Below are 11,333 nucleotides of genomic sequence, written 5' to 3'. Positions count from 1 at the left end.
CGCAATGCCGGGATGCGAAGCGCCGCTTCGCAACTACACCAACTACTGATGGTCGGGGTTCCAGTAGGTGTGGGGCCACTGGTCCCAGCTCGTGACCCAACCGGCTTTCACGGGGTTGTTCAGCACGTAGGCCACGATGCGGCGGCCCTCTTCGGCACTGCGCACGATGTGGTCGCAGGTTTTACGCTGCTAAAATGGCCCCGTGCGCTGCAAATGGCGGTTGGCGAGAATAGCAGTATTGGCTTTCAATGATTGCAGGGTGCGCAACAGCGGAGGCGCATCGTCGGGCAGCGCCACTACCGCGTGCACATGATTGGGCATAATGCAATAGGCCACCAGTTCATAGCCCGTACCGTGCCGGTGGTGCAGGGCCTCGGCCACCAGGGCTGCTATGGCTGGCACCCGCAGCCAGGTGGGGCCGGTAGTAGCTTGGTCGAGAAAGGCATCAAAGCGGCCGAAGTACCGCCTTTGCGCCGCGTAGTCAGCTGGTATATCGGGAGGTGCGGCGGCTTCGGCCTTCAACCGCGCTATCACCTCCAGCGGCAACGAGCCCGCCAGCCGATGAGGCAGGTTACGCTCATAATACTCCGGCACATTCATGCCCGAATGTAGTGCGAAGCGGCGCTTCGCACCAAAGTAATATAATGCCGAATTGGCTTACCCGCTGTAGTGCGAAGCGCCGCTTCGCACCTACAAACCAATAAAACTCACTGGCCGGCCGGACGTAGTGCGAAGCGCCGCTTCGCACCTACCCGCCACTCCGCCGCCAGCTCGAAATACGGCAGCACCCGACGCGCTTCCTGAGCCAAATCCACGGCCGTGTAGCTGCTGCCCGAGTATGCCCCCTTACCCACCGAATACGCCGAGTACGTGCGCAGCCATTGCAGCCAGATGCTGGCCGTGAGGTTGAAACCGGCCGTGGCGCGGCGCTCCACGGCCACCTCCGGGCCCTGCTGCCGCGTGATGCTGTGCAGGTAAATAAGCTGCGAAGCAGGCCCGGTGGGGTTGTCGAGCTGGAGGGCGGCGCGGCCATAGTTGCGCTGCTCCAGCAGGCGGTAACCCAGGCGCAGGCTGGTGCTGCCCCGGCGGCCCACCCAGCTTTGCCGCCCGCCGATGGACAGGTCGTGCGTCACGCTGGTATCGAGCGGGCTCTCGCGGAAGCGCGTCCAGTCGAGCTGGCCCACGCGGTTTTCGCGGCGCTGGTAGTCGGCCAGCAGCAGCAGGCGGGGCCGCAGCTGGTAGGTGAGGCTCTGGGTTTGCTCCAGCACGCGGCTGGCGCGGTTGCGGGCCTGCTCGGCGGGCTGGTCGCGCACCTGGTAGCTCACCCACAGGTGGTAGCTGGAGCGAATGCTCCAGCGGCCGGGGGCCCAGGTGAAACCCGGCTCCCAGTGCAGCAGGTGGTCCACGTAGTTCTCGGCACTTTGGCTGGCCCTGATGAAAACTGTTTGGCGGTACTCACCGGCCACGCCCAGCGTGGTGCGGAAGGCCCCGGCCCAGCGGCCCGTCCAGGTGAGGCGCAGCAGGTGCTGGGCCTCGTCGCGGGTTTGCTGGTTGTCTTTGCTGGGAGCATCTACGCGCAGCAGCTGGGCCGAGCCCAGTAGGGCCAGCGCGTGGCGCGGGCTGGGCAGCCAGGTGAGGTTGCCCAGCCACAATATGGTTTGCTCCTTAATGTCCTTCACCTGCTCGCGGGCCAGGGTGGTGGCCAGACGCGGCACGCTCAGGAATCGGGAGTTGTCGAGGTAATACGACCGGGTGCGCTCCCGATAGCCGAAACTGATGGACGTTTGCAGCCGGGGTCGGGCAAAGCGCAGCTCCTGGCGGGTATCGAGCTCGCGCTGCCGGTAGCCCACGTCCTGCAAAGTATCGGCCCGCTCGCCCAGCCGCCGGTACCGGAACGCCCGGCTGGGTAGCAGCAGGCTATTATCCGAGCGCAGCGTGGCAAACTCATTGATGCGGTACGAAGCCCCCGCCTGCATCGCCACCGTATCGGACTGAATGCGCTGCACGGAGCCCAGCAGGTAGTCCTCGGCGCGGTTGGTGCGGTAGCCCACGCGGCCCTGCACCACCAGCGGCGCCCCCTCCAGAAAGGCCTGCTCGCCGACCGCCTCGGCCACCAGCCGCTGCATGGTGCGCGGCCCCAGGCGGGCGCGGGTGCCCAGCACGCGCAGCGCCAGCGGCGCGGCCAGCGGCCCGTTGAGAAAGTACAGCGCCGCCGCGTCGAAGCAGAAGGCGAAGCCCGCGTCTTCGCGGCCGTTGCGGCGGTCGGTGGCCAGGCCGCCCAGCACCGTGAGGCGCATCTGGCTTAGCGTATCGGTGGGCGAGGCGGCCCGTAGGCGGCGCTGGTAGCCCAGGCGGCCCAACCAAAGGCCGGTGCGGGTGGCATTGGCCCGGCTTTGGTCGTAGTGCAGCTGCTGGCCCAGCTGCCAGTGGTTGGCCGCGTCCAGGGTAAATACGTCGGCCACATCGGCCCCGTAGTCTTCCCGCACGAAGGGCGGCGTGCCCCGCGAGTCGTAAATCATGTCGGTACCCACACGGTAGCGCAGTTGCTGGCGCGGCCCTAAGCGCAGGTAGCCCCGCGCCCCGCTGGTTTGCACGAAGGTGCTCACACCCACCCGCCGCGCCCGGGCCACCAGCAGCAGCGCCGTATCGGCCCCGGCGGGCCGCAAGCCCCGAAATACCGGCCCAAACGCGGTAGCGCCCACCAGCACCTGCGCGCGGCCGGCCAGCGGCAGCAGCGCCGCCAGCAGCAGCAGCGCGGCCATGCGCCGGCCTATCGCCACGCTCAGCGCTACGGTGCTCTTACCCGCCGAAAACCACCGGATTACCACGTTTGCCCGGCCCCCGACTTACTCCCTTCGGCGGGCCGTAGCGGGAAGGTAGCACATTGCGCGGGGAGGCTCCGAAAATAGTTTTTCGTTAGGTTAGCTGTCGAAACCGCGGCCCATCCCCGGCCGCGCTGGTGTAAATTTGCCCGGGGCCCTAGTGCCACTTCTCTTTTCTGCTATTGTTACCATGAATAATTATCTTATCAAACGCCTGCTCACGACTGCGCCGCTTGCGCTGGGGCTGCTGGCCGCTACTTCGGCCCAGGCCCAGCACGTGCAATGGGCCGCCCGGCTGGTGGCCGTGTCGTCGCAGAAAGCCGATGGCAAAGACCCGTTTGCCCCCTCGCAGGTGCTGGGCGTGCCCAACGCCCTGCCGCTGGGCCAAATCAGCAACGAGGCCTGGATTCCGCGCAAGGAAGGCCCCAACGAGTTCATCGAGGTGCGCTTTGCGCGCTCGGTAGCGGCCCAGCAGGTCACCATCATCGAGAACTTCAACCCCGGCTCCATCACCAAAGTCGAGCTGGTGGATACCAAGGGCGTGCACCACGAAGTGTATGCCAACGCCAACCCCGGCCCCCTGCCCGAGCCCTCGCGCACGCTGGAAGTGAAGTTTCCGGCCGCCGAGTACCGCACCCTGGGCGTGAAAGTGTACATGAACACGGCCAAGGTGGAGGGCATCAACCAGCTTGATGCCATTGGCATTGCCGACGTGGTGTCGACCATGGTGAAGCAGGCCTTCACCGGCGAGAAGGGTCCCGAAGCCGTGAAATCGAGCCAGTTCGACTCCTCCCTGGTGAACCTGGGCCCGAACGTGAACTCGCGCTACGTGGACACCCACCCCGTGATTTCGCCTAACGGCCGCACGCTCTACTTCACCCGCGAAGGCAACCCCGGCAACGTGGGTGGCAACCGCGACCCGCAGGACGTGTGGTACTCCACCCTGATAAGCGGCAAAAACAAGACCTGGAGCCTGGCCAAGAACATGGGTGGCCCCATAAACACCCCCGACGACCCCAACGGCCTGGCCTCGGTATCGGCCAACGGCCAAAGCGCCATCCTCATCAACATCTATAACCGCGACGGCACCATCGACCCGCAGGGCTGTAGCCTCAGCAAGCGCACCCGCATGGGCTGGACGCAGCCGGTGAAGCAGGAAATAAAGGACTTCGTGAACCTGGATAAGGAGCACGTCGACTTCTTCCTGGCCACCTCGGGCCGCGCCCTGCTCATGGCCGTGGAGCGCCCCGAAGGCCGGGGCGGGCAGGACCTGTTCGTGAGTTTCCCGGTGCCCGAAACCACCAACACCTGGAGCAAGCCCCTCAGCCTGGGGCCGAACGTGAACACCGACAAATCGGACTTCGCGCCCTTTTTGGCGGCCGATAACAAGACGCTGTATTTCGCCAGCGACGGGCGCGGCGGCTACGGCAAGTCCGATATTTTTTACACCAAGCGCCTCGACGACAGCTGGACCAACTGGAGCCCGCCCCGCAACCTGGGCCCGGTGGTGAACTCGCCCGATTTCGACGCCTACTACACCATCTCGGCCGCCGGCCAGGATGCTTACCTCGTATCGTCGCGCAACGGCATTGAGGGCTCGCGCGATATTTTCCGCATCTCGCTGGCCCCCGCCTTCCAGCCCGAAGTGGTGACGCTGGTGACCGGCAAAGTGCTCGACGTGAACACCGGCAAGCCCATCCGGGCCATCATTCACTACGAAAACCTGCTCACGGGTGAGGAAATCGGCGTGGCCGAAACCGACCCCGTGGACGGCTCCTACACCATTGTGCTGCCCAGCGGCGTGCAGTACGGCTACCGTGCCGAGGCCAAAGGCTACATCGCCGAAAACGCCAACCTCGACGTGACGGCTAAGGACAAATACTCCGAGCAGAAGCAGGACCTGTTCCTCGTGCCCTTCAACGTGGGCCAGACCGTGAAGCTGAACAACATCTTCTTCCAGCAAAGCAAGTACTACCTCACCACCAGTTCCTACCCCGAATTGCTGCGCCTCATCCGCATCATGAAGGACTACCCGACGGTGGAAATCAAGCTCTCGGGCCACACCGACAACCAGGGCGACCCCGCCCTGAACCTCAAGCTGAGCCAGGACCGCGTGAACGAGGTGAAGAAGTACCTCGGCAGCCACGGCATCAAGGGCGAGCGGGTAACCACCGAAGGCTTCGGCGACACCAAGCCCCTGGCCAGCAACGACCAGGAAGACACCCGCATGAAAAACCGCCGCGTAGAGTTCACCATCACCAAGAAGTAGCCCCGGCCCAGCGCCGGAAAGCTAATCGGGCCCCGGTCCTGCTGACGTCAGCAGGACCGGGGCCCGATTGCGTGGGGATGGCTCCGGCCGGTTACTTCGTTCCCGGGCCTTCGACGAAGGCCATGAGCCGGCCCTCGGAGCTTTCGAGCCCAACGATGTCGAGCAGGTCCTGAAAGTATTCGGCTACCTGCTCGCGGTCTTCCTGCTTGGGGGTGAGGGACTGGAGGCGCGCCAGGCCTGCTTCCAAGCTCTTGTAGTAGGCCTCCTTGGTAGGCTGGCCGTGCGTGATGGCGAGGAAATCGTTGGCCGACTGCACCAGAATACGGTTGAGCATCGGGCGCACTTCGGCCGGCAGGGTCGATTTTCGTCGGCCTATTACTACCTCTACCTGGGTCTGGCGGAGCATTTTTTCCAGCTGCGTCACGGCTTTTTCGGGCACGGAGTGAGGCGCGGGAGTCACACTCTGGGCGTGGCCGACCAGAGCAGTAAGGGTGAACAGCGTGAGTAGCAGCTTTTTCATGGAATTTGGTAGGAGTGGATGTTTTTTCATGACAAAGCTAAGATTTAAATGAGATTATTTTATATAAATCATGAAAAATAAATGAATTTTTATTAACCTCATCCTTATTACTCATTATCGTCATAATAAACATCTTATTGCATTGCATCTTGCACAAAAAAGCCCGGCCCGCCGCTACCACCTGCCCACATCAGTAGGCTAGGTGGTAGCGGCGGGCCGGGCGCGGGTGCTTAGCAGGCCGCCCAAAAGCAGTCAGACCGGAATCCGGGGCAGTGCGGGTTTATTGCCGCGCCTTGTCGGCCGAGCCCACGAAGGCATCGAGGCAGATGAAGTAAGCCTCTTTGGTAGGCTGCGCCTTCGTAACGCGCAGGAAATCATCGGCTGAGATACGAGGTAGCGGTTGAGGTCGGGGCGCACTTCGGCGTGGGCTTTCGTGGCTTTACCGGCCTTTGTCACTTCGGCTTTGGTGAGCTCTTTCAGGTCTTCGAGCTGAGTGATGGCCCGGGCTGGCACCTGGATTCTGGTACCCGTCTGGGCATTGGCGGCCAGGGCACCCAGCGTCAGCAGACTGGCTAGTATGGTGTGTTTCATAGTCATGAGGCAAAAGTTATGGTAAGATGATGAAATGCTAAAGCGAGTCCGGCGGGCATTACTACTCTCCCCTCCGAAGGCACTAGCAATCAGGCATAATACCCCTCTCACGGCCGTAGTATTGGGATAAATATTCTATACCAGTACACGGCAAGACCGTCAGCAAAGAGGCCGCCAACCAATGTGGTCAGCGGCCTCGGAGAATGATTTGCGGCACCGCAATCAGCGGCCAGCGGTAGCCCTAGTAGGCGCGGGCGAAGTAGACGCGGCGCGGGCTGGGCTTGCCCGTTACCATGCAAATGCCTTCTTCGTCGGCTTCATTTAGTGGAATGCAGCGCACGGTGGCTTTGGTTTCCTCCTTAATACGCTCCTCGGTTTCGGAGGTGCCGTCGTAGTGGGCCAGCAGGAAGCCAGGCTCCTCGTCCAACATCCGCTTGAACTCGTCGTAGCTATCCACGCGGGTGGTGTGGGTGGCGCGGAAATTTTTGGCGCGCTCGTAGATATTGGTCTGAATGTCGGTGAGCAGCTGGTCTACGCTGGCCACGATGTCGGCCAGGGGCAGGCTCATTTTCTCCTTGGTGTCGCGGCGCACCACTTCCACCATGCCGGCGTCGAGGTCGCGCGCGCCGATGGCCAGGCGCACGGGCACGCCCTTCAGTTCCCACTCGGCAAACTTGAAGCCGGGGCGCTCGGTGTCGCGCGCGTCCAGCTTCACCGAAATTCCCCGGGCAATCAGGCCCATCTGAATGGGTTTGATGCGCTCCAGCAGGGCATCAAGCTCGCCGGTTTTGTAGATGGGAATGATGACCACCTGAATGGGGGCCAGCTTGGGCGGCAGCACCAGGCCTTCATCGTCGGAGTGAGCCATTACGAGGGCACCCATCAGGCGGGTGCTCACGCCCCAACTGGTACCCCACACGTATTCGCGCACACCTTCCTTGTTGGCAAACTGAACGTCGAACGCCTTGGCGAAGTTCTGGCCCAGGAAGTGGCTGGTGCCGGCCTGCAGGGCTTTGCCGTCCTGCATCAGCGCCTCGATGCAATAAGTGTCCTCGGCGCCGGCGAACCGCTCGTTGGGGGTTTTCACGCCCTTCACCACGGGCAGGGCCATATGCTCCTCGGCAAACTCGGCGTACACGTCGAGCATCTGGCGGGTTTCGGCCACGGCTTCCTCGGCGGTGGCGTGGGCGGTGTGCCCTTCCTGCCACAGGAACTCGGCGGTGCGCAGGAACAGGCGGGTACGCATTTCCCAGCGCACCACGTTGGCCCACTGGTTGATGAGCAGCGGCAGGTCGCGGTAGCTCTGCACCCAGTTCTTATACGTGCTCCAGATGATGGCCTCCGAAGTGGGGCGCACCACCAACTCTTCTTCGAGCTTGGCGTTGGGGTCGACGCGCAGCTTGCCGGGGCGGTCAGGGTCGGTCTGTAGGCGGTAGTGGGTTACCACAGCGCACTCTTTGGCGAAGCCTTCGGCGTTTTTTTCTTCGGCCTCAAACAGGCTTTTGGGTACGAAGAGCGGGAAGTAGGCATTTTCGTGGCCGGTGCGCTTGAACATATCGTCCAATTGGCGCTGCATTTTTTCCCAAATGGCGTAGCCATAGGGCTTAATGACCATGCAGCCGCGCACGGCGGAGTTTTCGGCCAGGCCGGCGCGCTTCACTAACTCGTTATACCAGAGTGAATAATCTTCCTGGCGGGTAGGCAACTTTTTGCTCATGGGAGGCATCTTAGGGGTAATTGAAAAAGTTCCCGGTTTTGGTACAAGATTTGAGTTGACCTTGGGGCACCGTTTCGGGGTCAAATTACGTTATTAAAGTGCGGACCTCCTGCGGAAGCTCTTTGTGCGGGCAGGGGCAGCAGCCAGCTTAAATCTCCCTTATTTAAGCCGGCTGGGCCCTGATTTCTAGTCGCTTCATCCTGCTTCCATCTATAGGTCGTTTTTTTACGTAAAGCTTTCCCATCCTTATCTTTTTTCAATCATGAGAAATCTGCTCACCGCCTGTTTGCCCGCCTTGGCCCTGTTTGCGCTGGGCGGCTGTGCAGGTACTTCGGCCCTCACGTCGTCGGAAGATGATGGGGTCTATTATTCGTCGAAGGACCATACTACGGCCGTCGTCAGCACTGCCCCGGCCCAGGCCGCCAACAGTGAGGAGGCGAACCCGGACTACAACGGCGGCTCTACCAATTCGCCGTCGGCCCGGCAGAATTCCGGCTCCGACCAGTATTACGACAACACCTATACCTCCATGCGTGGCGCGCCCGGCTACGGGGGCTCATCGAGCTACTATGGCCCGGGCCTGAACGCCTATTCTCCCTATAGCCCCTACACCAGCCTGAGCTACGGCGGCGGCTACGGCGGCGGCTTTTCGCCCTATGGCTACGGCGGCTACGACCCTTTTTATAGTTCCTTCGGCAGCCCGTTTGGCTACAGTCCTTACGGCTATGGCTCGGGCCTGAGCATCAGCTTTGGCTTTGGCCGCTCGTTTGGCTATGGCGGGTATGGCGGGTATGGGTATAGCCCGTTTGGCTATGGCTACGGCGGCTTTGGCGGCTACGACCCCTTCTACTATAGCAGCCCATTCTATGGTGGCTACTATGGCCGGAACTACTATGGCGGCGGGGGCTACTATGGCAACAACTACAACAGCGGCTATTATGGCAACGGCGGCGACCGGGGCACCCGCAGCTACGGCAGCCACCGCACCGACCGGGCTTCGGATGGCCGGCATTCGTCGGGCATCGTGGGCAGCACGCCGGACAACCCCAATCCCGGCGCGCCGAATGGTAGCGGCCGCGTTCGCAGTGAGCGGGTTACGTCGAATACGCCCGAGTCGATGCCCATGGGCACGGCTGACGCTGTGGGCCGCACCCGAAGCGAAGCCGCTTCGCAACCCATGCGGGCCAACGACTCTTACAACCAGCCCCGCAACATGGACGGCCAGCCGCGCTACCGCAATATGGACCCGGCCACGAACATGCAGCCAGCAATTGGCGATGCTTCGGGGCAGGGTCGGTTAATGCGTGACGACGGCCGGTACCGGCCGCGCAACATGGAGGCCCAACCGCAGAATAGCGGCCAGATGCAGCCCGCCGCAGTGCCACAGGAAGGCCAGCGCCGGCGCGGGGGCTTCTTCCAGAACGTATTTGGCGAGCCCACCAATAACAACAGCAATGGCCAGGCGGCCGAGCAGCCCCGCCAACGCTATGAGCAGCCCCGGCAGCAGCGGACGTATGAGCAACCTCAGCAACGCACCTACGAGCAACCCCAGCAACGCTCTTACGAGCAGCCTCAGCAGCGCTCCTATAGCCAGCCTTCCTATTCCTCCCCATCGCAGAGCGGCGGCGGTGGTGGCGGCCGGGGTCGTGGCCGGGGTGAGTAATTTTCCGCCCGTGGTTTCTGCATAAAGAATTTCCAGCGAGCCGGCCGAACGGCCGGCTCCTTTTCTTCCTACACTATGAAAAAACGGATTATCTGGCTTAGCCTGGCCCTCGTAGCAGGGCAGGCAGGCCACGCCTTTGCCCAGGATGCCAGCGATGCCCTGCGCTATTCCCGCCTGCAATTTGGTGGCACGGCCCGCACGCAGGCCATTGGGGGGGCCAATGTGGCCCTGGGGGCCGACTTTGGTAACCTCACCAGCAACCCGGCCGGGCTGGGCCTGTTTCAGAAATCGGAAGTGCATCTGACGCCCGGCATCGGCATTGGCCAGAGCGACAGCCGCGTTGATGGCGGCACGGGAGCCGCCCAGAACGAAGCAAGGAACAGCTTCCACATTGGCAGCGCCGGCGCGGTGTTTGCCACCCGCCGGCCCGATAATGACCAGACCAGCAACTGGCGGGGAGGGGCTTTTGCCCTGGGCTTCACCCGGCTGGCCGACTTCAACACGGGCTTCCGCTACGGCAACACCCTCAGCAACCGCACGGTGAACGGCTACAACCTGACCGGCGACGACCAATCGTACCTGGCTTCGCTGCGCCGCACAGTGGGTTTCGATGGCTACACGCAGGCCAGCATCGACAGGCTGCGGTCCCAGGGGCAGTCCGGCGAATACTCCTCCCTCAACGGGCTGGCCTACGGGGCCTACCTGACCAGCATTGCCAAAGACCGCAACGGCAACGACCTGGGCGTGGCCTCGACTACGCGCAAGGGACCAATCGGGCAGGCGGGCAGTGTGATTTCGCGGGGCTCGGTTTCGCAGTTTGATTTGGGCTACGGCGCCAACTACCGCGACCGGCTTTACCTGGGCCTGGGCGTGGGCATTGTGAGCTCGAACTTTACCCAGACCCGGAATTATACCGAGACGGAAACCGATGCCACCACTCACCTCAGCGACTACACGCTGCATGATGAGCTGAAAACCACCGGCACCGGCCTCAACGCCCGCATCGGGGCCATTTACCGGGCTACGGATGCGCTGCGCTTTGGGGCTTCTATCCAAACGCCCACGTTCATGCGCCTCACCAACAATTACAGTGCGGCCTTTACCACGACGTTTACGGCGCAGGGCAACGATGTGGTGGCGACTTCGCTCCCCACGGGCCCGGTGGGCGTGAAAGTGCTCGACCAGGCGTTTCCGCTCTACGCCTACACCATCACCACCCCTTTCCGAGCCAATGGCGGTGTGGCCTACACCCTAGGCAAGCTCGGGTTTATTTCGGGCGATGTGGAGTATGTGGGCTACAGCCAGGCGCGGCTGCACAACGACTCGCAGGATGGCAACGGCGACAACTATTCCTTCGCCGCCGAAAACAGCGACATTCAGGCCAGCTACAAGAATACGGTCAATATCCGCGTTGGGGCCGAGGGCCGCTTCGATGTATTCCGGGTGCGCGCCGGCTATGCCCGCTACGGCGACCCGTATCAGATTGACAGCAACAACGAGCGGGCGCAGAACTTCTACACCCTGGGGGCCGGGCTGCGGCAAGGCAATTTCTTCCTGGACCTGGCCGGCGTCTACACCCAGCTCAACCAGTACTACACCCCCTACGACCTGGGCGGCTACGAGCCGTTGGTGAAAGTGAACAACACCCGCTTCACCACCAGTATCACGGCCGGCATCACGTTCTAAGCAAGCTGCCGAACACGCCAATAAAAAGGGCTGCTCCACATCGGAGCAGCCCTTTTTATTGGCGT

The 11,333-nt window shown here is 62.5% G+C and carries 9 protein-coding genes; 3 read left to right on the top strand and 6 right to left on the bottom strand.

Features of this window, described 5'->3' with window-relative positions; genetic code table 11:
• Nucleotides 1-42: 42 nt before the first annotated feature.
• The 3 genes from KQ661_RS22495 to KQ661_RS05620 form a co-directional block, all read right to left on the bottom strand.
• Nucleotides 43-165, bottom strand: coding sequence for a hypothetical protein (locus KQ661_RS22495; RefSeq protein WP_262898293.1), 123 nt, complete (start codon nt 163-165; stop codon nt 43-45).
• A gap of 24 nt (nt 166-189) precedes the next feature.
• On the bottom strand, nt 190-600 hold the full coding sequence (locus KQ661_RS05625; RefSeq protein ID WP_216679744.1) for a transposase: 411 nt from the start codon (nt 598-600) through the stop codon (nt 190-192).
• Nucleotides 601-707: 107 nt separating this feature from the next.
• On the bottom strand, nt 708-2,828 hold the full coding sequence (locus KQ661_RS05620) for a hypothetical protein (protein ID WP_216685879.1): 2,121 nt from the start codon (nt 2,826-2,828) through the stop codon (nt 708-710).
• A gap of 184 nt (nt 2,829-3,012) precedes the next feature.
• On the opposite strand from KQ661_RS05620, the gene KQ661_RS05615 reads away from it, so the two are divergent.
• A complete protein-coding gene (locus KQ661_RS05615) occupies nt 3,013-5,091 on the top strand; it encodes an OmpA family protein (protein WP_216685878.1) in 2,079 nt (692 codons plus the stop codon).
• Between the two features lie 91 nt (nt 5,092-5,182).
• Here KQ661_RS05615 and KQ661_RS05610 read toward each other — a convergent pair whose 3' ends face one another.
• The 3 genes from KQ661_RS05610 to proS form a co-directional block, all read right to left on the bottom strand.
• Nucleotides 5,183-5,611, bottom strand: a complete 429-nt coding sequence (locus KQ661_RS05610) for a DUF4844 domain-containing protein (protein ID WP_216679741.1) — start codon at nt 5,609-5,611, stop codon at nt 5,183-5,185.
• 252 nt (nt 5,612-5,863) lie between these two features.
• Nucleotides 5,864-6,202, bottom strand: a complete 339-nt coding sequence (locus KQ661_RS05605; protein ID WP_216685877.1) for a hypothetical protein — start codon at nt 6,200-6,202, stop codon at nt 5,864-5,866.
• A gap of 241 nt (nt 6,203-6,443) precedes the next feature.
• A complete protein-coding gene (proS, locus tag KQ661_RS05600; protein WP_216679739.1) occupies nt 6,444-7,919 on the bottom strand; it encodes a proline--tRNA ligase in 1,476 nt (491 codons plus the stop codon).
• A 262-nt stretch (nt 7,920-8,181) separates the two neighbouring features.
• Between proS and KQ661_RS05595 the strand changes: the two genes are divergently transcribed.
• Together KQ661_RS05595 and KQ661_RS05590 are read left to right on the top strand one after the other, a co-directional pair.
• Nucleotides 8,182-9,582: a hypothetical protein gene (locus tag KQ661_RS05595; protein WP_216685876.1), complete on the top strand. Its 1,401-nt coding sequence runs from the start codon at nt 8,182-8,184 to the stop codon at nt 9,580-9,582.
• Between the two features lie 75 nt (nt 9,583-9,657).
• Nucleotides 9,658-11,268, top strand: coding sequence for an OmpP1/FadL family transporter (locus tag KQ661_RS05590; protein WP_216679737.1), 1,611 nt, complete (start codon nt 9,658-9,660; stop codon nt 11,266-11,268).
• Nucleotides 11,269-11,333: the final 65 nt, after the last annotated feature.

The sequence above is a fragment of the Hymenobacter siberiensis genome (genome assembly GCF_018967845.1).
Taxonomy (GTDB): domain Bacteria; phylum Bacteroidota; class Bacteroidia; order Cytophagales; family Hymenobacteraceae; genus Hymenobacter; species Hymenobacter siberiensis.
The sequence above is the reverse complement of the archived record's forward strand: the minus strand, read 5'-3'. Positions and strand labels throughout refer to the sequence as shown.